Below are 22545 nucleotides of genomic sequence, written 5' to 3'. Positions count from 1 at the left end.
TGGCCTCGGCGCACCAGCCTTGCGGGTAGCGGCGCTTTCCACATTGCAGCTGGCGGTATTGCGCCTTGGTCGTCCAGCATCGCAGCGCCCACGGCGTAGTGGGAGTAGGGCACGCGGGCGTGGGTGCGGGCGGCTTGAGGAGGCGGCGCGCAGGCGTTCCAGAATGTCGGGGAGAGTGGGTCCATATTGCGTTTTTGCTAGGGATGTCAGGGCCAGGAATAGGTGTAGTGTCGTCACACACGGTAAAGCCTATGGACCGCCACACCTTCTCTGGCACGACTACGAAACTTTTGGTGCCACTCCCCGGCGCGATCGCCCGGCGCAGTTTGCAGCCATCCGCACCGATGCCGAACTGAACCAACTGGGCGAGCCCCTCATGCTGTATTGCCAGCCTGCGCCCGATTTTTTGGCGCCGACCCAGAGGCCTGCAAGGCTCTGATCACCGGCATCACGCCGCAGCAGTGTCTGGAGCAGGGCAAAGCCTGAATACCAATCTACTGCCACCATTGAGCAGGCTTTGCCCTGCCCGGCACCAAGGGCAGGGCTACAACACCATCCGTTTTGACGATGAGGTCACGCGCTTTATGTTTTGGCGCAAACCTGATAGACCCCTACGCCATGAATGGCGTGTAAAAACGAATGCGGCCGCTGGGATTTGCTCGACGTGGTGCGCACCGCCTATGCCTTGCGCCCGAGGGCACTCAATGGCCCACACGGCCAGAGGGTGCAGCCAGCCTCGCGCGACTGACCTGACTGCCGCCAGTCGGCCTCGCGTTACAGCTTAGCCGCCCATGATGCCCTCAGCGACGTGCGCGCCACCATTGCCCCTGGCGCGCTTGATTCGCACCGCGCAACCACGCTCGTTTGACTACCGCCCGGGCTTCGTACAAGAAGGACCAGGTGGCGTTCGAGGTCAGTTTACCTGCCACTTGCACCACGCCAAGCCGTTCTGGCACGTGTCGGGCATGTTCGGGGTAGAGCGCGGGCTGCCCGGCCTTGATGTGGCCGCTGGCCATGCACCCGCACAACAAGAACGAGCCGATCGCCTGGGACTGCGTTTGACCCCGCTGAACTGGCCACGCCTCGGCCGATACCATCCGCATGCGCCTCGTTCAGCAAGACGGCCGATCTGCCCGAGGGGCGCGCGGCTGCCAGTTAAAACCATTCACCCTCAACAAATCGCCCATGGTGGGGTTGCAACCCCAAGGTGTTTCCCTAAGCGCCGTGACTGCGCGCTGGGGCATGGACTTGCCCGCCCAACCGCAGCGGCGCAGTGCAGGCGCGTGACCCGCTCCGACATGAGTGGCATCTGGCCCGAGGTGTTTGATCGCCTCAAGCGCCCGCGCCCGATGTGGACGAAGACCCGTACGGCGGCTTTATCGGCAACAGCGACCGGCGCCGCCTGAACGAACTGCGCACTTTGCTGCCCGCGCAACTGGCAATACGCCCACCCCGCGTTTGACGACCTGGGCGCTCTGCCAGAGCCTGTTGTTTCGCTACCGGGCTCGCAACTTCCCGATGGGCTCACCGCGGAAGTTATTAGTTGCTCAATGGGGAGGCGCACCGCGCCGAAAGCGCCTGTTTGAGGCGCCGGTGGTGCCCGCACGGTGGAACAGTTGTTTGAGGCCATCGACCGCCATCCGAGACCGTGGATGACCGCGGCGAGGCGATTTTGGGCGCCCTGTACGATTACGGAATCCATCGCCCCTGACCGCGCCTGATCTGCGGCGAAAATGCCCCACTGAACCATTCAACCCACTTTACGGAACCCCATGAAAATTGCAAAGACACTCGCCGTTACCCTGCGCGTCCGCCCCGGACTCTACCGGCAAACTGATCGACGACGGCACCCACCCCACGGTTTACCTGCACGTAGGTTACGAAAACACCTTCCTGAAGATCGAAGCCGCGCTGGAAGGACAAGAACCAGGCTTTCAGTTCACTATGACCCCAAGCTGTCTGCAGACGTTGTTTGGCGTGCGCGATGAAGCCTTGCTAACCACTCATCGACAAGAAGAACTTTCCACCCGGCGTGAAAGTGGGCGGCCAGTTGCAGGGCCGGGGTGAAGATGGCCAGGACCGCGTCTTTAACGTGGTCAAAATCAAGGGCCCTGTCGTGCACCTCGATGCCAACCACCCTCTGGCCGACCTGACCCTGCGCATTACCGGCACCGTGGTGGATGTGCGCGCGGCATCCGCTGAAGAAATTACCCACAAACATGTGCACGGGGAGCATGGGCACCACCATTGATGAGCTATTCGACAAACGACCTCAAACATGGCTTGGTGCACGGCCAGTATGCACCGGGTTTTGAGCCGGTTGTAACCCGGTTCGTCCAGTCCTTTGAACGCGCCCAAGAGATTGGCGCCAGCCCATGTGTGTACCACCGGGGAGAAATCGTGGTGGACCTGTGGCGGGCTAACAGATCAGGCGGCACGCACGCGCCGTGGACGGCAGACAGCCTGATCGTCGCCTCTTTTCTGCCACCAGAAGGGCTGACCGCCATGGCCCTGAACCCGGCCGCCGGAGCGGGCGGCTTTGATCGGGACACATCCGTGGCACGGTATTGGCCTCCGCCTTGGGCAGGCTGGCAAACAGCATAACCGTGCGCCAGCTTATTCAACCACCGCGCGGGCCTGGGCGGTATCACCGGACCGCTAAGCCTTGCGCAAATCAGCGACCCGGCGCCCGTTGACTCGGTGCGCTCTGCGCTGGAGCGGCAAGCACCCGCATGGCCGGCCGATACCGAGCAGGGCTACCACGGCATTAGCTACGCACTCAGGCGTTACTGCTTTTTTGAGCAGGTGTGTGGTGAACCCCGCACACGTTCTTGCACTGTGAATACCTCGACCCATTGGGTGCCGACGTTTTCATGGGTACACCGCCGCGCAAGACCACCGGTAGCAACGTTGTACCCCTGTTCGCGCGCCAGTCTGTTGGGCAAATGGCTCTGGGCCGCCGTGCGCGGGGGCAGCACCGAGACCCATGGGGCGTTCGCTTCTCCGCAGGCGGCCATGCCCGGCAAGCGTTTGTGAATCCGCCCACGCCCCCGGTGGAATTTGGCGTCTACAACTCACTGCCGCTGCGTCGCCACAACCTCGCATGGGCGTCGGCCACCGCTACCGCGCGCGGCCCGGCACGCGCCTACGTGCCATGGTCCAGCGGTGGCAATGGTAAGGCCGCCGCCATCTTCGCCGACGAGACGATTGCAGCCGTCACCCAGCGCCAAGGCAGGAGCGAGCGCGACCATGTGCTGGGAAAGCCTTTGGGCTGGGCGCAAGGGTTTTTGAAGAAGATGATGGCGCTTTTTCACCCAATCGCGCCTTTCGGGCACCCTGGAATGCGTGGCGCGGGCTGGTGCGACCCTGCACGCAACTGGCCTTGCGTACACCATGAACCGTTGTGACTGGCATATCCGCTCACCGCGCACCGTGGCGCTGTGCGAGGCGTTGTACTGCTGTGATGTGAACCCCGACCGCAGGGGTTCAAACCAAGCCCGCGGTTCATCGGCCAACCATCAACGAGGTTTTGGTCCGCCGCCCTGGCAGATTCAAGCGCGGCCGTGCGAGGCCGGCGTTTGCGCCAGCAGTTTGCCGCGCTTGAATACCTTGAGCCGAGTGGCTTTCAGGCGCAGGGCCTCCACAGTGTCGCGCGCTTGCAGCAACACAAAATCGGCGTGGCAGCTTTTGGCAATGCCATAGCCGGCGAGCTGCAGGATGCGCGCGGGGTTGGTGGTGACCGCCTCGAAGCATTGGCGCATGGCGCCTTGGCTGGTCATCTGGGCCACGTGCAGGCCCATGTTGGCTACCTCCAGCATGTCGGCACAACCCAGGCTGTACCGGGTCCAGCACGCAGTCGTGGCCAAAGGCCACGTTCACGCCGGCGGCCATCAGCTCGGGCACGCGGGTCATGCCGCGGCGCTTGGGGTAGGTGTCGTGGCGGCCTTGCAGCGTGATGTTGATCAGCGGGTTGGCCACCACGTTGAGCTGCGCCTCGGCCATCAGCGGCAGCAGCTTGCTGACGTAGTAGTTGTCCATGCTGTGCATGGAGGTCAGGTGCGAGCCGGTCACGCGGCCCTGCAGCCCGAGCCGCTGCGTCTCGGCGGCCAGGATCTCGACATGGCGCGACAGCGGGTCGTCCGATTCGTCGCAATGCATGTCCACCGGCAGGCCGCGCTCGGCGGCCAGCTCGCACAGCAGGCGCACGCTGTCGGCACCATCGGCCATGGTGCGCTCGAAGTGCGGGATGCCGCCGACCACGTCCACGCCCATGTCCAGCGCGCGCTGCAGGCTCGCGGCGCGCCCGGGGTGCGCAACACGCCATCCTGCGGGAAAGCCACCAGTTGCAGGTCGATATAGGGCGCCACGCGCTTGACCTCCAGCAGTGCCTCCACCGCCAGCAGGCGCGGGTCGCTGGTGTCCACATGGAGCGGAATGGCCAGGCAGGCCCTGGGCCACGGCCCAATCGCAGGAGGTAAGGCACGCTCGATGATGGCATCTGCCGTCAGGCTGGGCAGCTCGCCCCACAGCGCAATGCCCTCCAGCAGCGTGCCGCTGGCGTTAACACGCGGCATGCCATAGGTGAGGGTGGCGTCCATGTGGAAATGCACGTCCACAAAGGGCGGACTTAACAGCAGGCCACCTGCGTCCAGCGTCTCGGCGGCGGGGGCTTGCAGACACTCAGCCACTTCCACAATGCGCCCATCTTGCACCGCCACCGACATATTGGTGCGGCCATCGGGCAGGGTGGCGTGGGTGATCAGCAGGTCGAGCATGGGGTTCAACCGCCTGCAGTGTTTTGGGGTCGCGGTACAGGCCAATGTGGCCCACACGCGCGCCGGGCACCACCGACAGCACACCGTCCAGAATGCCGTTGCCGGCGCGCAGGATGCTGACAAACACCAGCTTCTTGCCGTCGATCATCTTGGCGTTCATCTTCTCCAGCGGCGTTTCAATTTCGACGTCTTGCAACGCCATGTCGCGGGTGACCTCATAGGCCATCAGGCTGGAGAGCTCGTTGAGCAGGCGGCGAAAGCTGTTGGTGCTGGCCGTTTTGTTGCGCATCAAAGACAGCTTGTGCTGCACCAGCGGGTGGTCAATCAGGTGGACGTTGGCGCGGGCTTGGGGGTTTATGGGTGTCATGGGCGGGGCTACCGGTGAAAGTGGGAAGGAGTGTGCTGAGTTTAGGCTCGCCAAACTCTAACGCAATTTGTTTGTGGGTTTAAGCATTCGACAGGGCGCCTGCGAGCCCTACAGCGACATTGCATGGGAGTTGTGTGCCACGCGGAAATATGGGCACGGGTTGCGGAGGATGAAGGAGGCAGTGACCGGCTATGGCAGATCGCGGGCCTTCAATCCTGCAAGCCCTATGTCAGCATCCGACCCAAAGCTGAATTCCGCTACATCGCATTCAGAGCCCAGTAGCGGACATTCAAGGAAGCGGCAATGCTGTGAAAACCGGAATAGCCCTAAGTGAAAAGTAGCCGCTCAGCCTGCTGCGGATCGGGCCAACTTAGACGTAACCGGCGACTTGCGCCAAGAGGAAGCGCAGCGGCCGGACTCCGCAAGGCGTCCGGGTTGACGACCATATTAAACAGCACGCCCACCGCTCCGCGGCTTCGAAACCTTCGCCCGAGCCTTTTTGTTCCAGAGAAGATGCGTCTCAGAAAGTGAATTTCGGTTGATCAGTTCTTCTTCCACGGTCAACCGTATCGAATCTGGTTGAACCAGAATTGCGGTAACGCCGACCTGCGCGCCCGATTCGATTGCCGCCCGCACTTCCTGCAATTTCGACTGTGTGCCGCTCGGCGTTGAGAAAAGGTGCTGCCGAACCCGACCCCAACCAGATTTGAAACTGCGTTGACCGACGTACATCAGTTCCCATTTCTCATTCGACGTATTGCGCTGCCAAAGTGCGTAGATGTTGATCGAGTCGCCTCCGAGCGAAGATGGGAGTTGGTTGTTCTTGAGAGTCTTCTTGTCTGAGTAGTCGATCAAGCAAGGGGTCGATGCCAAGAGGCGCTCTTGGGCAGCGTCGATCAAGGCGCTGATGTCAATGGAGAGGTTGTTCATGCGGTCTGCGTAATGTATAGAAAAAAAGCCTGCTAGATAAAACCGAAGCGGCTCGATGTTCTGGCCATTGAATTCCCAGAAGCCCGCTTACAGTCTGAACTTTGAAGGTGAATAAAGTCCATTCGTACAGTTACAAAAATTCCACGAAATATCGCAGTCTGTTGCCGTTGATTTTGCCGAGTCTCTCATTCCTTACACATCCCCCAATCGGGTGAGTCTTCGGGTGCCTTTGGACTTGAAAGCAGACGTTCGCCTAAGAAAGCTTCTGGTCGATAGCTATGCCCGGCGTGGTGCCACGCACAAGAGCCTGACAGCGGCTTGCGCCAGAAGGCCCAAGCTTTCCCAGAAATGGGCACGCATCGACAAGGACAAAACGTGAAATACTGTTTGAAGTTGTAACTTCCCCTCCCGCTCTCCCCCATGGTCATTCTAGATCCAGCCCAGCTTGTCAGGATCGAAGCCGTTCATCGAGGCTTCATGTACCAGCACCTCTTCGCTGCTGGTTGCCTGCTTGCAGCTTCAGGTTCGGACCTCATGGCTATCAGAGTCGAGCTGGACGAAGACATCGAACTGCAGTTCCCGTCTCTGACAGTCTATGTGCAAGTCAAGACGCGGAACCGCCCGTTGATCCGATCCGACATTGAGGGCGTATTGGAGCGATTTGCCACGCTACAGCAGGAGCACGCTTCGGGCGGAAGAGCCGGTGATTCACAGTTTGTCGTTGTCTCGAACCAACCGCCTGGTGAAGCATTGGCTCGCGCGGTTGCTGAACGAGACTTGAGCTACGTTTCGCTGGAATGGCCCGGGGGCTGCATCGGGCCTCAGACTCCAGGCATACCGCGTGCGTGGCGAGACCTCCCGAGTGCGGTCGCTTGGTGCACTACAGCTGCAGAACAGTTGCCACTGCGAACCATCGCAGCCGAGACGCTGGTTTGGAAGCTGGCTGCAAACGTGGCGCTTGCTTGCAGCGGCACAGAGCCTTACGGCGATCATCAGTTTCTTGCGGAAAGCCTGCCAGCACTCTTTGAACAGTTCGCAAGTCAGTTGCACGACTTCCCTGAGTTGTTGCTTCACTATAGGCCGCACCAGAGTGAGCCGGCGATTGAATCGACGGAGCACATTCGGGTCGTCTGCGGCTTTTCGGGTGCTGGAAAGACGGCGTGGGCGGCGCAGACTGCCGCGCATTCTGGAAGTGCATGCGCCTACTACGACGCGGGAGACACGGCACCTGCCGCCCTGCCATCGGCTCTCGTGCGGGAATGCGCCGCCCAACTAGCAGGCGCAGTGGCACTGGAAAAGGTTCTGCTTCCCGGCGCCAGCGGCCTTGAATCGCTTCGAGCCTTGGACCAAGCATTGCAGGAGAGGGGCCGCTCCCCATTCTGGTAATCGACAACGCCCACGCCTTGCCCCTCGACAGCTCTGGAACAAGTCGCGCGGAATACATCGTGCATACGTCTGGTGTTGCTCTGCCACCCTGGGCGCACGGTGGCAGAGCTGGAAGCATTGCAGGGCATTCAGCGAGAGGACCTTCGCGGCTGGTCTGTCGAGGATGTGGCGGCGAAGCCGCGGCGCTCGGTTGCGCAGGCACGATCTAAGGAATGGAGCGCCTGCGGGTCCTGACAGGAGGCTATCCGTTGTTCGTGCAAAGCGCGGCTCGCTTGACCGCGTCGGCGCACGACGGCAGCATCGACGAGTTAGTGCAGTCGCTAGAAGCAGGCCTCCACGGCGCAGTCACCGCCCAGGAAGTGATCCTGGAGCGAGTCTTCGATAGCTTGCCGCTTCAACAGCAGAAGGCAGCCTGCGCCTTTAGCTTCTCCGACGTTCCGCTATCCCACGCAGAGATGCTCAAGCTTCTGACGCGCTGCCTGGACATCGATGAAGCGAGCGCCGCCAGCATCGTAAGGCAACTCAAGACACTGGGTTTGGCACAAAGTGTTGGAGGTGATCGTGCGCGCATTCACGATGCTGTTCGTACCCTCGGCAAGATTCGATCCAACGAAGTGCCGGACTTCAAGGCGCGGGCGCTGCAGGAGTTGTCCGAGATCATCTTGCAATCCCTGCAGGAGCATCGCGATTTCGGTCGAATCGTCTTCTGGGCGAGGCTGCTGTCCGCACTCAATCATCTAGAGCCTCTGATAGAGCTGATCGGGGAGGAGATCTTCCATGAAATGGGCGTCATTCCCGAAGTCTCGTCGGCCCTGGAGCAAGCATTGGTGTCGGGCACGTTGGAGCCTGAGCAGCAATTCTGGGCTTACGACGGCTTGATTTTTGCGTCGCTCAAGCACGGGGTGCTAGAGCGAGCCGACAAAGTCTCTGAGTGGCTTTCAGCAAGTGAACACATCGTTGAGCAGTTCGGTCTTTCGCCGACGTTTCGAGCGCGGCTCTGGATGAAGCGCATGAACTTCGCGGGCGTGCTATGCGATGAGGACGGCGTGATGGCCGCACTTGAAGAGGCGTCCCGCGACATGCCTGATCTAAAAGGCCACCAACGCATACTGGCCTACAACGCCGCAGCGGCGCTCTTTTCTATAGGCTCCCACCGAGTCGCCGAGGCGGTCGTTTCTGGCGTCATCGAGGAGTACTACGAAGTACTCGGCATTGCACCGGAGCAGGTCATAGGGCTCAAGCAGGCAGAGCTCTGCATGGCCATCAACACACCATCACTCGACATTGATGACGTTAAACATCTCGCCGATGCACTTGAGCTTCTGGCGAAGATTGGTAAAGAGACCAAGCAGAGAATGTCGCTCGCGCGGATTCATGCCATGCGGTTCTATGAGATAGCTGGCGCTCTTGATTCCTATGTGCGAGCCGGGCTCGACGTGGCTGATGACTTCGTATGGGTGAATGATTTCCTGGGAGCTCGCAACATCATGGAGGACTTTGTCTTGCCGTTCATTCAGCGACACTCCATGGTTGGCAAGATGCTGGATGCACGCAGCTTGTACGCGGTGATACTGGCCTATAGCGGTGAATTCGACGACGCGGAATTGCAGATGCGGCGGCTTGAGCCCCTCATCGAGGGAGCACCGCAGCCTATGCAGACTCAGCTCGCCGATCAGAAACGCCTCATCGCCGAGATTCGTCAGAAGGGGCCTCCCCCTCAGCGCAAACTGCGTGAGGGTGCCATAGTCTCTCCGTTTGTGCCCAGATCTGCGCCAATCGCTCATCAGAGCGGGAAGGTCGGGCGTAACGAGCCATGCCCCTGCGGTTCAGGCTTCAAGTTTAAGAAGTGCCACGGCGCGTGAATCACGCCCTCGATCACTACACAGTTGCTGACGCAAGGAACAGTTCTAGCTCCTTGACCACCACGTCGCGCTTTTCCCTGTGCGGTTGGGTACTCAAGCAATAGCTCACACGCGCGGCGAAGGGCTTCAGTAACCGCAAGCGGATCTGCTGGTGGGCGCCCGAATTGCGCCAGCAATGCCTGCCTAGAACCAGTCACTCGCGAACGTCAGGTACTGGCCCATTGTGTCAGTTCGTTTCGTCAAGCCGCAGGACAGCTGCCGTAGCAAAGCGGGTGGCCAACTAGAACAGGTGAGCAAATCCATGCACGCTAAATGCCCGATGGGAGTTTGGACGCCATCATCTTCTTGCGATCCATCTTGAGCCCATCGACAATGAATGTTCCGTCACCAACAGCGTGAACCGTGCACGTCTCCTGACGTGTGGTATCAATGGTTGCAGCAACCGCCTCCAGCACAACGATGTTGTGCATTTTGATGTTGTCGATGACCTTGCATTCGATGTTGGCAAGGCATTCTGGCTACCGCTTGGACCCACCAAAAATCCCACCCAGCACCCCGCGAATAATCTGTCGCCCCACCTCGCGCCCAATCGAGCTCGCCGCGCTGCGGGCCAGTTGTTCGCCTACGCCGGTGCGGGTGCGGCGGTTGCCGCCACCGAGCATGTCTCCAATGGAGTCAAAGATGCTCTTTTCGGGTACCGCAGGCGCGGTCGGTGCACCCGCAGGTGCGGGCGCTGACGTGCTGGCCTGACCCGCCGTCGGCGCTGGCTGGCGCGCCTGGGTTCTGCCCTTGATGGCTTCAAAGGCAGACTCGCGGTCTACGGCCTTCTCGTACACGCCGGCTACCAGCGAGTTGGCGATCAGGGCTTTGCGCTGCTCGGGCGTGATCGGCCCAATCTGGCTGCAAGGTGGCAACACAAACACACGCTCGGTTGGGCAGGGGCGGCCTTTCTCGTCCAAAAAGCTCACCAGGGCCTCGCCCACGGCCAGTTCGGTGATGGCGGCGCCAATGTCCAGGCCGGGGTTGGGGCGCATGGTGTCCGCAGCGGATTTGACTGCCTTTTGGTCACGCGGCGTAAATGCGCGCAGTGCGTGCTGCACGCGGTTGCCCAATTGGGCCAGCACGGTGTCGGGAATGTCCAACGGGTTTTGCGTGACGAAATACACGCCCACGCCCTTGCTGCGAACCAGGCGCACCACCAGTTCAATGCGCTCCAGCAGCACTTTGGGTGCGTCGTTGAATAGCAGGTGGGCTTCGTCAAAGAAGAACACCATCTTTGGCTTGTCCAGGTCGCCCACTTCGGGCAGGGTCTCAAACAGTTCGCTCAGCATCCACAGCAAGAAGGTGGCGTACAGGCGGGGCGCGTTCATCAGCTTGTCGGCGGCCAGGATGTTGACCATGCCTTGGCCATTGGTATCCGTCTGCATGAAGTCGGCAATGTTGAGCATGGGCTCGCCAAAGAACTTCTCGCCGCCCTGGGCTTCAATTTGCATCAAGCCGCGCTGGATGGCGCCAATGCTGGCGGCGCTGATGTTGCCGTATTCGGTGGTGTACTGGCTGGCGTTGTCGCCCACGTCCTGGCACATGGCGCGCAGGTCTTTCATGTCCAGCAGCAACAGGCCGTCGTCATCGGCAATCTTGAACACCAGTTGCAGCACGCCAGCCTGGGTGTCATTCAGGTTGAGCATGCGCGAGAGCAACAGCGGCCCCAAATCGCTGACGGTGGCACGCACCGGGTGGCCTTGCTCGCCAAACACGTCCCACAGGGTGGTGGGGAAGGCCTGGTAGCTGGGTGTGGGCAGGCCACGCTCGGCAATGATTTTGGTCAAACCGGCTTTTGCAACACCCGCTTGTGAGATGCCGGTCAGGTCGCCCTTGACGTCGGCCATGAACACCGGCACGCCCCGGCTGGAGAAGCCTTCGGCCATGGTCTGCAGGGTGATGGTCTTGCCAGTGCCAGTGGCGCCGGTGATCAGGCCGTGGCGGTTGGCCTTGTTGGGCAGCAGGTAGCACTGGACAATATTGTTGTCGGTGCCATGCTGGGCAATGAGGATGCTGGTGTCGTTGAGGTCGGCCATGAAATACTCAAAAAGTACAATCGAACCAGTAGGGTAACGAATAATTAAAGGATTTCACGTGGCAGGACATAGTAAATGGGCCAATATTCAGCACCGCAAAGGTCGCCAGGATGAAAAGCGCCAGCGTATCTGGACGCGGGTGATGCGTGAAATCATGGTTGCGGCGCGTATGGGTGGCGGCGACCTCACCACCAACCCCCGCCTGCGCCTGGCCATTGATAAGGGCAAGGCCGCCAATATGCCGGCGGAAAACGTCAAATACGGCATTGCCAAGGCCACGGGAACGCTGGAAGGCATTGTGTACGAGGAGATCCGTTACGAGGGTTACGGCATTGGCGGTGCAGCCATCATTGTGGACACCATGACCGACAACAAGGTGCGCACCGTGGCCGAAGTACGCCATGCCTTCAGCAAACACGGCGGCAACATGGGCACCGAAGGCTCTGTGGTGTTCCAGTTCAAACACTGCGGACAATTGATTTTTGCGCCTGGCACCAACGAAGACAAGCTGATGGAAGTGGCCCTGGAGGCCGGTGCCGATGATGTGGTTACCGATGATGACGGTGCTATTGAAGTGCTGACCACCCCTGCAGACTACGAAGCTGTCAAAACCGCCCTGGAGGCTGCCGGATTTACCGCCGATGTAGCGGGAGTCACCATGCGTGCCGAAAACACCATCGAAATGGGTGTGGAAGAGGCCGCGCGCATGCAACGGCTACTGGACGTTTTGGAAGACCTGGACGATACCCAAGAGATTTACCACAACGCGGCTTTATAAGCACTGTACGGGACAGATCTTTAGCTCTGCCCCCGACTGATTAGGATTCTATGAATGTTCTTGTGATTGGTGGCGGTGGGCGTGAACACGCTTTCGCCTGGAAGTTGGCGCAGTCGCCCAAGGTGCAAACGGTCTATGTGGCCCCTGGCAATGGGGGCACGGCGCTGGACAGCCGCCTGGAAAACATCCCCATTACCGACGTAGTAGCCCTGCGTGAATGGGCTCAGGCCAACAAAATCAATCTGACCGTGGTGGGTCCCGAGGCTCCGCTGGCTGCCGGTGTGGTGGACGAGTTTCGCCGCCACGGCATGCGCATTTTTGGCCCCACCCAAGCTGCTGCCCAGCTGGAAAGCTCCAAGGCCTTCTCCAAAGCCTTTATGCAGCGCCATGGTATTCCCACGGCGGCTTATGAAGCGTTCACCGACCCGGTGGCAGCTCATGCCTATGTGACCCGCATGGGTGCGCCCATTGTGGTCAAGGCGGACGGCCTGGCCGCAGGCAAAGGCGTGGTGGTGGCGATGTCGTTGGACGAGGCCCACGCTGCCATCGACTTCATGTTGCTGGACAACAAGTTGGGCGTGATGCACAACGCGGGCGAGGGCGGTGTGGCCGTGCCACGCGTGGTGATTGAAGAGTTTTTAGAGGGCGAAGAAGCCAGTTTCATGGTCTTGTGCGATGGCAAGGACGTGGTGCCACTGGCCACCAGCCAAGACCACAAGCGCCTGCTGGATGACGACCAGGGCCCCAACACCGGTGGCATGGGCGCCTATTCGCCCGCACTGGTGGTGACACCCCAGGTGCATGCCCGTGCCATGCGCGAGATCATCTTGCCCACGCTCAAGGGTATGGAGCAAGACGGCATTCCTTACACCGGATTTTTGTACGCTGGCTTGATGATCGACCCCCAAGGCCAAGTCAAAACGCTGGAATTCAACTGCCGCATGGGCGACCCCGAAACGCAGCCCATTTTGATGCGCCTCAAGTCCGATTTTCTGGATGTGCTGTGGGCCGCGACCGAACCCGGTGGCCTGGAAAATAGGGAGCTCGAATGGGACCGCCGTACCGCCATGGGTGTGGTGCTGGCAGCCTATGGTTATCCGCTTGCGCCGCGTAAGGGTGATTTGATTACAGGGCTACCTGTGGAATCCGAAACCGCCATGGTGTTCCATGCCGGCACCGAACAGGTAGATGGCACAACCCGCACCAGCGGTGGGCGCGTGCTGTGTGTGACTGCGTTGGGTGAAAACCCCCGTGCCGCGCGCCAGGCGACTTACGAGGCCATTGGCAACATCCGTTTTGACGGCATGCAATACCGCAAAGACATTGGTCACCGTGCCGTGCGTCCGGTGGGTGAGGGCGCCAAGGCCACCCGATGAGCGACGCGCGCAATGGCATGGTGCGGGCCTATCTGTTGGGCCTGCAGGAAAGCATCACTGGCGCCTTGACCGCACTGGACGGTAGCCCGTTGGTGAATGACCACTGGGAAAAAGCGCCGCACGAGCCGCTGCAAGGCAACGGCATCACCCGCATTATGGAAGGCGGCCCGGTATTTGAGCGCGCGGGGTGCGGTTTTTCGCACGTGCGCGGCCCCAAACTGCCACCGTCTGCCACGCAACACCGCCCCGAGCTGGCGGGTGCGCCATTTGAGGCCATGGGCGTGTCGCTGGTGTTCCACCCACGCAATCCTTATGTGCCCACAGTGCACATGAATGTGCGCATGATCTCCGCCGGCCACCCAGGGCAGGAGCGAGTCAACTGGTTTGGCGGTGGTATGGACTTGACGCCGTTTTATGGCTTTGAGGAAGATGCCGTGCATTTTCACCAGACCTGCAAAGATTCGTTGACCCCTTTTGGAGCAGACAAATACCCGCGCTTCAAAGAGTGGTGCGACGCGTATTTTTTCCTCAAGCACCGCAATGAACAACGTGGCATTGGCGGCATCTTCTTTGACGATTTTGCCGAGGGCGGCTTTGACAATGGCTTTGCGCTGATGCTGTCCGTGGGCGATGCGTTTTTAGGTGCCTACCTGCCCATTGTGGAGCGCCGCAAGACCATGGCCTATGGCGAACGTGAACGCAATTTCCAGCTTTACCGCCGGGGCCGCTATGTGGAGTTCAACCTGGTGTGGGACCGGGGCACGCATTTTGGCCTGCAGTCGGGTGGGCGCACCGAGTCCATTTTGTTGTCCATGCCACCCTTGGCAAGCTGGGCCTACCAGTCGGTACCCGAGGCCGGTACGCCCGAAGCTGCGCTGACCACGCAGTTTTTGCCACGGAGAGACTGGGTTTGAGAGGCGCGGCATGAGCCTGGCAACCCTACCACCGCAGCGCATCGGCGTATTTGGCGGTGCGTTTGATCCGCCCCATGTTGCCCATGTGGCACTGGCGCGCGCGGCGATTGCACAGTTGCAACTGGACGCCTTGCACATCATCCCCACCGGACATGCCTGGCACAAAACCCGCACGCTGTCCCCCGCTGTTCACCGGCTGGCCATGACGCGTTTGGCCTTTGCCGGTGTGGACAAGGTGGTGGTTGATGCGCGCGAAACCCTGCGCAGTGGCCCCAGCTACACCGTGGAGACGCTGGAGGCCTTGCGGGCCGAGTATCCGGCAGCCCAATTTTTCCTGATTGTGGGAGAAGACCAGGCTCAATCGTTGGGTACCTGGCACCGCTGGCAAGACGTTTTGCAGCTTGCTATAATATGTGTAGCTGCTCGCGCAGGTTTTACGAGGGCTAGCCCCTTATTTGAAGCACTGCATTTGGCGCCAACGGCCTTTCAACTGATTGAGATGCCCCCCATGGACGTTAGCGCGACTGACATCCGCTTGCGTGTGGCAAACCACCAAAGCACTGACGCACTGGTTTTTGAACCCGTTGCGCGTTATATTGATCACCATCACCTTTACCAGACCGCCTGATGAATACTCCCACCGTTGCCAAAAAAGACATTACCAAACTCCAGCGCGCCATCGTCGATGGTCTGGAAGACGTCAAAGCCCAGGACATCGTGGTGTTTGACACCGAGGCGTTGTCGGCATTGTTTGAACGGGTGATCGTGGCCTCGGGCACTTCCAATCGCCAGACCAAGGCGCTGGCCGCCAGCGTGCGCGATGCCGTGCGCGAAGCCGGTTTTGCCAAGCCACGGATTGAGGGCGAGGCCAATGGTGAATGGATCATTGTGGATTGCGGCCAGGCCGTGGTGCACATCATGCAGCCAACGTTTCGCCAGTACTACAACCTCGAAGAGCTGTGGGGCGAGAAGCCCGTGCGCATGAAGCTCGGTGCCGCCAAGCCTGCCATGCCCGAGAGCGCCAAGGCTGCCGCCAAGAAAACTGCAGCCAAGGTGGAGCCCACCAATTTGAGGCGCTCCAACGCCGCCAAGAAGGGTGTTGCAGAAGCCTTCCCGTCCAAGGCAGCCCTAAAAAAGGCGGCAGAAAAAGCACCAGCCAAAAAAGCCGTCGTGAAAAAGCCGGCTGCCAAGAAGGTGCCTACGGTCGTGATCAAGTCGACGGTCAAACCCGCCGCCAAGAAAGCCGCGGCCAAGAAAGCACCAGCCAAGAAGCCCGCTACCCGCAAAGCCTGATTCCGCCGTGCGCCTGCTCATCGTTGCCGTGGGTCAGCGCGTGCCTGACTGGGCGCAAACCGCCTGGGACGATTACGCCAAGCGCTTTCCGCGTGAACTGCAGGTCGAGCTCAAGGCTGTCAAGACCGAGCCGCGCGGCTCCAAAACTCTGGAGACGCTGTACGCCGCCGAGCGTGCCCGCATTGAAGCCGCCATCCCCAAGGGCACCCGCATCGTGGCCCTGGACGAGCGCGGAACCACCGTCACCACGCTGGCGCTGGCCTCCAAGCTCCAGGACTGGCAACTCAGCGGTGATGACGTAGCCCTGGTCATTGGCGGCCCCGACGGCCTGGACCCCGCTTTTCGCCAGGCTGCGCATGAACGTATCCGCCTGTCGGACCTGACCCTGCCGCACGCATTTGCCCGGGTGTTGCTGATAGAGCAGCTGTACCGCGCCTGGTCCGTCAATGCCAACCATCCGTACCATCGGGAGTGATCACAATGCCTGTTGGCGAAACATTGCCTGGCTTTATCTACCTGGCGTCCCAAAGCCCCCGGCGCAGCCAGTTGCTGGACCAGTTGGGTGTGCGCCACGAACTGCTATTGCCCGACGCCAGCGAGGATGCCGAAGCGCTCGAAGCAGTGCTGCGCAACGAAGCGCCCAAAACCTATGTGCAGCGCGTGACCGGTCTGAAGTTGCAGGCTGCGCTGCAGCGCCTGGCGCAACGCAAGCTGCCACCGGCACCCGTGCTGTGCGCCGACACCACGGTGTCGTTGGGCAGCACCCTTTTCGGCAAACCGGAAGACGCCGCAGACGCCAAGCGCATGCTGCGCGCGCTGTCCAACCGTCCGCACCGGGTCTTGACGGCAATTGCGGTGGGTTGGCAGGGCCGGGTCGAAAGCACTACAGCGAGTCATGGGTTACCTTTTCTGACCTGTCTGACCATGAAATTGATGCCTATGTGGCCACCGGTGAACCCATGGGCAAGGCCGGTGCGTATGGTGTGCAAGGCAAGGCGGCGGCACACATTGCGCACCTGAGTGGCTCGTACTCTGGCATCATGGGGCTTCCACTTTTTGAGACGGCCCAGGCACTGCGGTCCCTGGGTTTTGCAGTCTGAACCGAACAACCCCGATAGGGCGCCATGCAACAAGATATTCTGATCAACTGGTCACCCCAGGAAGCGCGGGTGGCGGTTATGGAAAACGGCGCCGTGCAAGAGCTGCATGTGGAGCGCGCCCTGGAGCGCGGCCTGGTCGGCAACGTCTACCTGGGCAAGGTGGCGCGGGTGCTGCCAGGCATGCAGTCGGCCTTTATTGACATTGGGCTGGAGCGTGCGGCTTTTTTGCATGTAGCCGATGTCTGGCACCGCCAGCCGGATGGCGAAGCCCCGTTTGCCGCCAAGGGCAGTGCCCCGCTGATCCCCATTGAGAAGCAGATTTTTGAGGGCCAGTCCCTCATGGTGCAGGTCATCAAAGAACCCATTGGTTCCAAGGGCGCGCGCTTGTCCACCCAAATCAGCATTGCAGGGCGTTTGCTGGTGTTTTTGCCGCAGGACGACCACATTGGTATTTCGCAAAAAATCCCCAACAACCAGCGCGATGAACTGCGTGCCCGCATGCAGCAACTCGCGGGCAAAGAGGGTGGGGGCTTCATTTTGCGCACGAATGGCGAGGATGCCTCGGATGCCGAACTGGGCGACGACATTGGCTACCTGCGCAAAGCCTGGGCGCGCATTAAAGATGCCTCGGTGCGCTTGCCGGCGCAGTCGATCTTGCACCAGGATTTGAGCCTGCTGCAGCGCGTGCTGCGCGACATGGTGAGCGAATCCACGCAAACCATCCGTGTGGATTCGCGCGAACAGTTTGAAGCACTGAAGGCCTTTGGCAGCGAGTTCATGCCCATGGCAGCGTCCAAGCTCCAGCACTACAAGGGCGAGCGGCCCATCTTTGATTTATTCTCGATTGACGAAGAAATTGCCAAGGCCCTGGGCCGGCGTGTGGAGCTCAAGTCGGGCGGCTACCTGATCGTGGACCAGACCGAAGCGCTGACCACGGTAGATGTGAATACCGGCGGTTTTGTCGGTGCCCGCAACTTTGACGACACCATCTTTAAGACCAACCTGGAAGCCGCGCAGGCCATTGCCCGGCAACTGCGCTTGCGCAACCTGGGCGGCATCATCATCGTGGACTTTATCGACATGGTGCGTGAGGACCACCGCGACTCCGTGTTGGCCGAGTTCCGCAAGCAATTGGCCCGCGACCGTGTCAAGACCATGGCGGGCGGTTTCTCGCAGCTGGGCCTGGTGGAGATGACGCGCAAGCGCACCCGCGAATCGCTGGCCCATATGCTGTGTGAGCCGTGCCCCAGCTGCGAAGGCAAGGGCATTGTCAAAACGCCGCGCAGCGTGGCCTACGACATTTTTCGCGAGATTCTGCGCGAGGCGCGCCAGTTCAACCCGCGTGAATTCCGCGTGGTGGCCAGCCCCAAGGTGATCGAGCTGTTTTTGGATGAAGAAAGCCAGCACCTTGCTGGCCTGTCGGAATTTATCGGCAAACCGGTATCGCTGCAGAGCGAGGCGGCCATGGGGCAAGAGCAGTACGACATTGTGCTGATGTAGCGTGGGCGGTGCGTGCGCGTGAATCCCACCCCCATCCTCACCTTCCACCAGATTGCGCCCGAGCCGCCCAAGGGCACGGGTTATCGCAGCTTGAGCGTGGCGCCACCGGACTTTGCATCGCGCATGGGTTTCCTGAAAACTTTGGGCTGGCGCGGCTTGTCCATGACGGCACTGTTGCCCTATTTGCGTGGCGAGGCACATGGCAAGGTGTTTGGCATTACCTTTGACGACGGCTACCTCAACAACCTGACCCATGCTGTGCCTGTGCTGCAGCAGTTGGGTTTTTCTTCGACCTGCTACGTGGTCAGCGCCATGCTGGGTCAAACCAACAGCTGGGACCGCCACAACGGCGTGCCACCCTCAGAATTGATGGCGCAGCAACACCTGCAGCAGTGGCTGGCTGCGGGCCAGGAGATCGGTGCCCACACCCGCCACCATGTGCGTCTGCCCACGCTGGATGCCGCCACCTGCCAGGATGAAATTGCCGGCTGCAAGACCGAGCTGGAGCAGATCACCGGTGCGCCAGTCCATCATTTTTGCTACCCCTATGGCGAGTACACGGCCGGCCATGTGGCCCAGGTGGCCCAAGCCGGTTATGCCAGTGCGACAACGACGCAGCGGGGGCGCTGCCAAAGCCCCGATTCCCTGCTGGAACTACCCCGCGTGCCAGTGTTGCGCCGCACCAGCCGCCCGCTGCTGTGGTGGAAGCTGGCCTCCAATTACGAAGATCGGCGCCGCGCATGAGTGGGCAGAGCGGGAAGCCGCGCTTGCGCATTGCGGTGCTGAACCGCATTTTTTCTCCCACCGGGGGCGGGGCTGAGCGCTATTCCATCGCTCTGGTGGAGCAACTGTCCCAGCGCCACGAGATTCATGTGTTTGCGCAGCAAATCAACCACCAGTGGCCGGGCGTGCACTACCACCGCATTGCGTTGCCGTTTACCCGGCCACGCTGGATCAACCAGCTCTGGTTTGCGCTGGCCACTTGGTGGGCGACCCGTGCGGACTTTGATGTGGTGCATTCGCATGAAAGCACCTGGCATGGCCGCGTGCAGACCGTGCACGTGGTGCCGGTGCGCTACAGCCTGCTGCAGGGGCGCCATGGCTGGCGCTTGGTCCTGCGCTGGTTAAAAATTGTGACCAGTCCACGGCTATTGACCTACCTAGCACTGGAGCGGGCACGCTTTGATGTGTCCGATGGGCGCTGCATCACGCTGGTGTCTGCCAGCCAGTTGCCTGTAATGGCTGAGTCCTTTCCCCACTCTGCAGCGGCCTGCCAGGTGGTGACTCCCGGCGTGGCCACCGTACCCGGCCCTGCGGATGCCGCTCAGCGCCGTGCTGCCCGCACCCAGCTGGGGCTGCCCCAAGATGGGCGTTGCATTTTGTTTGTGGGTAACGATTTTCGCAAGAAGGGCCTGCCCACCTTGCTGCAGGCGCTGGCCGCATTGCCGCCAGACTGCTACCTCGCCGTGGTGGGTAATGCCGCGCAACAGGCGCTGGTGCAGCAAGAGCTGCAGGCCAGCGGTCAGCTTGGGCGCATTCATTTTCTGGGGGCTTTGTCGGCTGTGGACGTGGCGTACCAGGCGGCAGACTGCCTGGCCCACCCCACGCTGGAAGACACGTTTGCCATGGTGGTGCTGGAAGCGCTGGCGCATGGGCTGCCGGTGGTGGTCAGCTCGGCGGGTTACTGCGGCATTGCGGCGCTGCTGCGTGATGGTCAGGATGCGCTGATCCTGCCCAATCCGCAGGATGCACCCGCTTTGGCAGACGCTCTGCGGCGCGTGTTGGAGGACGCCCAGCTCGTCGCCCACCTGCGCGAGCAAGGCCTGCAATTTGCCCGCCAACACCTTTGGTCTGAGATCGCGCTGCAGCAGGAAGCGGTGTACCTACGAGTTGCCCAATTGCCGTAATTACTATCGTTCTGATAGCGGGTTACGTATATTCTACGAGGGCTAGAGGCCAATTTTGCAATCAACAATTTACTTCGTTTTGCGTAGGAGGAAGTTGGATCGTAAAACAGGTCCGTCCCTTGGTTGAAGTCGCCCAGACCTGTCCATGGTGGGCTTGAACTATGGCGTGGGTAATTGCCAGCCCCAGCCCGGTTCCTTCCCCGGTCGCCTGTTGACGAGACGGGTCGGCACGGTAAAAACGTTCAAACAGGCGTGGCAAATGTTGTGCGGGAATGGCTTGGCCAGGATTCTCTACGGTCACAGTGCAGTGCTCCCGGGTACTTTCCAGAACGACCTGTATGGTGCCTCCCCGTGGCGTGTAGCGCAGCGCGTTAGACAGCAGGTTGCTCAATGCGCGGCGCAGCATGAGCCGGTCGCCCTGTACCACGCCATGGCCGGATAGATCCAAACGCACGGCGTTTTCTTCCGCCAGGGCTTCGTAGAAATCAAATAGCCCGCGCACCTCTTGCTCCAGGTCCACTGCCACACTATTGGTCGCCATCAGCGCGCTGGTTTGTCCGACATCGGTTTTCGCCAAAAACAGCATGTCCGAGATCATGCGCGCCAGACGTTCGAACTCTTCTGCGTTGGACTCCAGAATCTCGCGATAACTTGCAGCGTCACGCGGGTGGGATAGCGACACCTGCGTCTGCGTCATCAGGTTGCTCACGGGGGTGCGCAGCTCGTGTGCGATGTCGGAGGAAAAATCGGATAGGCGTTGGAACGCATCTTCCAGTCGCGCCAGCATTTCATTCAGTGACTGCGCCAATTCCGCCAGCTCGGGCGGAAGCGCCTCAACCGGCAGGCGTTGATCGAGCTTGTGGGCCGTTACCCCAGCCGCCCTGTCACGCATAGCGCGTAAAGGCGCGAGCCCGCGTTTGACGGAAAACCATCCCAAAAGACCGGTGGCGGCTGCCGCACACCCGACAAATAGCCACAGAGTCTGCAAAAAGGTGTGCATGAATGCCTGGTGGTGTTCAATGTCCACCGCCACCGTCACCACCAGCGGCTGCCATGCAGCAATCGCCGTGGGCATGTCCTGCGACATTCCGCGGTAGGTTCGCGCACCTTGGGTCCATGTATGCAGTTGCGTGGCACGTTCAGCCGCGCCCCGAGCTTGCCAAGTCGCAGGAAACCCGACATCGGGCGACTCCAGCAGTACCTCCTTTTGGGGCCCCAGCACTTGCACGACCAGGTCGTGGTGACCAATCAATGCATCTTCCAATACGGTGGGTAAGCGCTCGAACTCCTGCGGTGTTGCCACCCGCCCGATTGCGTGCCTGGCAAGCATCATCTTGCCCGCCAGTGCATCGTGGTCCTGCTCTTCAAAATGGCGTTCGATGGAGTGGTCAATCAGCCAGCCCAGGGCTATAAGAACCGCGCAGGAACCGACCGCGAATAGCAACGTAATACGGGCTGTGAGAGATAAGCGCTTGATCATGGGTGATCTGGCACTTCCAGCACATAACCCATGCCACGGGCCGTGCGAATCAGTTTGGGCTCAAACGGATCGTCTACCTTGGCCCGCAGGCGGCGAATAGCCACCTCGATGACGTTGGTGTCGGAATCGAAGTTCATATCCCACACCTGAGAGGCAATCATGGAGCGTGGCAACACTTCCCCCTGGCGGCGCAGCAGCAGTTCCAGCAAGGCGAACTCCTTGGCAGTGAGTTCAATGCGACTGCCCGCACGGGTCACGCGCCTGCGCATCAAATCCAATTCCAGGTCCGCAGCACGCAAGACACTAGCCTCCAGGGCGCTTTTTCCCCGGCGCAGCAGGGTGCGCACGCGGGCCAATAGCTCAGAGAAAGCAAAAGGTTTGACCAGATAGTCGTCCGCGCCCAACTCTAGCCCGTGCACCCGGTCTTCCACCTCGTCGCGGGCGGTTAAAAACAGTACCGGCATCTCTTTTCCGCTTTGCCGCAGACGCTCCAGGACCTGCCAGCCGCTAAGACCCGGCAGCATCACATCGAGCACCAGCAAATCAAAGTCGCCGGTCAATGCCAAATGCAAACCGTCTACCCCGTTGACAGCCAATTCCGTCACAAACCCCGACTCGGTCAGTCCCTGCTTGAGGTAGTCACCGGTTTTTGGCTCGTCTTCAATGATCAGAATTTTCATGGGAGTGTTGTATTGCGCATGGGGTGCGCATCGCCATTGTGCCCGTCGTATGGGCGCAAAACGCAAGCTGACAAAACTGTAATGTGACGGTCAGCAAGCCGTTGGTTAGCAGACTGCAT

At 60.6% G+C, this 22545-nt stretch carries 22 protein-coding genes and 4 pseudogenes; 17 read left to right on the top strand and 9 right to left on the bottom strand.

The genetic code is table 11. From position 1 onward, the window contains the following. On the bottom strand, positions 1-185 hold a 185-nt coding region (locus IPI80_RS15060), incomplete at its 3' end, for a hypothetical protein (protein ID WP_413861496.1). Here IPI80_RS15060 and IPI80_RS15055 point away from each other — a divergent pair. Then, positions 164-439 carry an exonuclease domain-containing protein gene (locus IPI80_RS15055; protein ID WP_413861494.1) on the top strand — a complete coding sequence of 92 codons (276 nt, stop codon included), beginning with the start codon at positions 164-166 and terminating at the stop codon, positions 437-439. The genes IPI80_RS15060 and IPI80_RS15055 overlap by 22 nt on opposite strands. A 361-nt stretch (positions 440-800) precedes the next feature. Here the strand turns inward: IPI80_RS15055 and IPI80_RS15050 are convergent, their stop codons facing one another. Further along, positions 801-1016 carry a hypothetical protein gene (locus IPI80_RS15050; RefSeq protein ID WP_413861492.1) on the bottom strand — a complete coding sequence of 72 codons (216 nt, stop codon included), beginning with the start codon at positions 1014-1016 and terminating at the stop codon, positions 801-803. 335 nt (positions 1017-1351) lie between these two features. Between IPI80_RS15050 and IPI80_RS15045 the strand changes: the two genes are divergently transcribed. From IPI80_RS15045 to IPI80_RS15030, 4 genes and pseudogenes are all read left to right on the top strand, one after another. Further along, complete coding sequence (locus IPI80_RS15045) at positions 1352-1462, top strand: hypothetical protein (RefSeq protein WP_413861490.1); 111 nt, start codon at positions 1352-1354, stop codon at positions 1460-1462. A gap of 310 nt (positions 1463-1772) precedes the next feature. Beyond that, a pseudogene (locus IPI80_RS15040) lies at positions 1773-2251 on the top strand (FKBP-type peptidyl-prolyl cis-trans isomerase). Further along, entirely contained in the window at positions 2251-2604 is a 354-nt protein-coding gene (locus IPI80_RS15035; protein ID WP_413861488.1) for a hypothetical protein, read from the top strand. The pseudogene IPI80_RS15040 and the gene IPI80_RS15035 overlap by 1 nt, the downstream one beginning before the upstream one ends. A gap of 227 nt (positions 2605-2831) precedes the next feature. Beyond that, positions 2832-3407, top strand: a complete 576-nt coding sequence (locus IPI80_RS15030; protein ID WP_413861486.1) for a hypothetical protein — start codon at positions 2832-2834, stop codon at positions 3405-3407. Between the two features lie 97 nt (positions 3408-3504). On the opposite strand, the pseudogene IPI80_RS15025 reads toward IPI80_RS15030, so the two are convergent. The 3 genes and pseudogenes from IPI80_RS15025 to IPI80_RS15015 form a co-directional block, all read right to left on the bottom strand. After that, positions 3505-4775 (bottom strand): annotated as a pseudogene (locus IPI80_RS15025) (amidohydrolase family protein). A gap of 4 nt (positions 4776-4779) precedes the next feature. Continuing rightward, a pseudogene (upp, locus tag IPI80_RS15020) lies at positions 4780-5142 on the bottom strand (uracil phosphoribosyltransferase); the annotation flags it as partial. 447 nt (positions 5143-5589) lie between these two features. Next, complete coding sequence (locus IPI80_RS15015; protein ID WP_413861484.1) at positions 5590-6072, bottom strand: hypothetical protein; 483 nt, start codon at positions 6070-6072, stop codon at positions 5590-5592. Between the two features lie 420 nt (positions 6073-6492). Here IPI80_RS15015 and IPI80_RS15010 point away from each other — a divergent pair, with 420 nt between their 5' ends. Together IPI80_RS15010 and IPI80_RS15005 are read left to right on the top strand one after the other, a co-directional pair. Then, positions 6493-7458, top strand: a complete 966-nt coding sequence (locus tag IPI80_RS15010) for a hypothetical protein (RefSeq protein WP_413861482.1) — start codon at positions 6493-6495, stop codon at positions 7456-7458. 212 nt (positions 7459-7670) lie between these two features. Further along, entirely contained in the window at positions 7671-9320 is a 1650-nt protein-coding gene (locus IPI80_RS15005) for a YecA family protein (RefSeq protein WP_413861480.1), read from the top strand. 308 nt (positions 9321-9628) lie between these two features. Here the strand turns inward: IPI80_RS15005 and IPI80_RS15000 are convergent, their stop codons facing one another. Both IPI80_RS15000 and IPI80_RS14995 read right to left on the bottom strand, forming a co-directional pair. Continuing rightward, a complete protein-coding gene (locus tag IPI80_RS15000; protein ID WP_413861478.1) occupies positions 9629-9790 on the bottom strand; it encodes a hypothetical protein in 162 nt (53 codons plus the stop codon). A 48-nt stretch (positions 9791-9838) separates the two neighbouring features. Beyond that, complete coding sequence (locus tag IPI80_RS14995; protein WP_413861476.1) at positions 9839-11398, bottom strand: helicase HerA-like domain-containing protein; 1560 nt, start codon at positions 11396-11398, stop codon at positions 9839-9841. A gap of 58 nt (positions 11399-11456) precedes the next feature. On the opposite strand from IPI80_RS14995, the gene IPI80_RS14990 reads away from it, so the two are divergent. The 10 genes and pseudogenes from IPI80_RS14990 to IPI80_RS14945 all read left to right on the top strand — a co-directional run bounded on the left by IPI80_RS14990 (position 11457) and on the right by IPI80_RS14945 (position 20266). After that, a complete protein-coding gene (locus tag IPI80_RS14990; RefSeq protein WP_413861474.1) occupies positions 11457-12176 on the top strand; it encodes a YebC/PmpR family DNA-binding transcriptional regulator in 720 nt (239 codons plus the stop codon). Between the two features lie 50 nt (positions 12177-12226). After that, a complete protein-coding gene (gene purD / locus IPI80_RS14985) occupies positions 12227-13552 on the top strand; it encodes a phosphoribosylamine--glycine ligase (RefSeq protein ID WP_413861472.1) in 1326 nt (441 codons plus the stop codon). Further along, positions 13549-14466 carry an oxygen-dependent coproporphyrinogen oxidase gene (hemF, locus tag IPI80_RS14980; protein ID WP_413861470.1) on the top strand — a complete coding sequence of 306 codons (918 nt, stop codon included), beginning with the start codon at positions 13549-13551 and terminating at the stop codon, positions 14464-14466. Before purD ends, hemF begins: the two co-directional genes overlap by 4 nt. 10 nt (positions 14467-14476) lie before the next feature. Beyond that, positions 14477-15094 carry a nicotinate (nicotinamide) nucleotide adenylyltransferase gene (gene nadD, locus IPI80_RS14975; protein WP_413861468.1) on the top strand — a complete coding sequence of 206 codons (618 nt, stop codon included), beginning with the start codon at positions 14477-14479 and terminating at the stop codon, positions 15092-15094. Beyond that, positions 15094-15759 carry a ribosome silencing factor gene (gene rsfS / locus IPI80_RS14970; RefSeq protein WP_413861466.1) on the top strand — a complete coding sequence of 222 codons (666 nt, stop codon included), beginning with the start codon at positions 15094-15096 and terminating at the stop codon, positions 15757-15759. Before nadD ends, rsfS begins: the two co-directional genes overlap by 1 nt. Before the next feature lie 7 nt (positions 15760-15766). Then, positions 15767-16234, top strand: coding sequence for a 23S rRNA (pseudouridine(1915)-N(3))-methyltransferase RlmH (gene rlmH, locus IPI80_RS14965; protein WP_413861464.1), 468 nt, complete (start codon positions 15767-15769; stop codon positions 16232-16234). Between the two features lie 23 nt (positions 16235-16257). Continuing rightward, positions 16258-16859: pseudogene (locus tag IPI80_RS14960) on the top strand (Maf family protein). Positions 16860-16883: 24 nt separating this feature from the next. Next, the gene (rng, locus tag IPI80_RS14955) at positions 16884-18359 is read left to right on the top strand and encodes a ribonuclease G (protein ID WP_413861462.1); all 1476 of its coding nucleotides are present in this window, start codon (positions 16884-16886) and stop codon (positions 18357-18359) included. A gap of 18 nt (positions 18360-18377) precedes the next feature. Next, complete coding sequence (locus tag IPI80_RS14950; RefSeq protein WP_413861460.1) at positions 18378-19103, top strand: polysaccharide deacetylase family protein; 726 nt, start codon at positions 18378-18380, stop codon at positions 19101-19103. Continuing rightward, a complete protein-coding gene (locus tag IPI80_RS14945) occupies positions 19100-20266 on the top strand; it encodes a glycosyltransferase family 4 protein (RefSeq protein WP_413861458.1) in 1167 nt (388 codons plus the stop codon). The genes IPI80_RS14950 and IPI80_RS14945 overlap by 4 nt, the downstream gene beginning before the upstream one ends. A gap of 61 nt (positions 20267-20327) precedes the next feature. Here IPI80_RS14945 and IPI80_RS14940 read toward each other — a convergent pair whose 3' ends face one another. Together IPI80_RS14940 and IPI80_RS14935 are read right to left on the bottom strand one after the other, a co-directional pair. After that, positions 20328-21746: a heavy metal sensor histidine kinase gene (locus IPI80_RS14940; protein ID WP_413861456.1), complete on the bottom strand. Its 1419-nt coding sequence runs from the start codon at positions 21744-21746 to the stop codon at positions 20328-20330. After that, the gene (locus IPI80_RS14935; protein WP_413861454.1) at positions 21743-22426 is read right to left on the bottom strand and encodes a heavy metal response regulator transcription factor; all 684 of its coding nucleotides are present in this window, start codon (positions 22424-22426) and stop codon (positions 21743-21745) included. The genes IPI80_RS14940 and IPI80_RS14935 overlap by 4 nt, the downstream gene beginning before the upstream one ends. Between the last annotated feature and the right edge of the window lie 119 nt (positions 22427-22545).

It is taken from the genome of Candidatus Aalborgicola defluviihabitans (assembly GCF_016705985.1).
GTDB classification, from domain to species: domain Bacteria; phylum Pseudomonadota; class Gammaproteobacteria; order Burkholderiales; family Burkholderiaceae_C; genus Allorhodoferax; species Allorhodoferax defluviihabitans.
The sequence above is the reverse complement of the archived record's forward strand: the minus strand, read 5'-3'. Positions and strand labels throughout refer to the sequence as shown.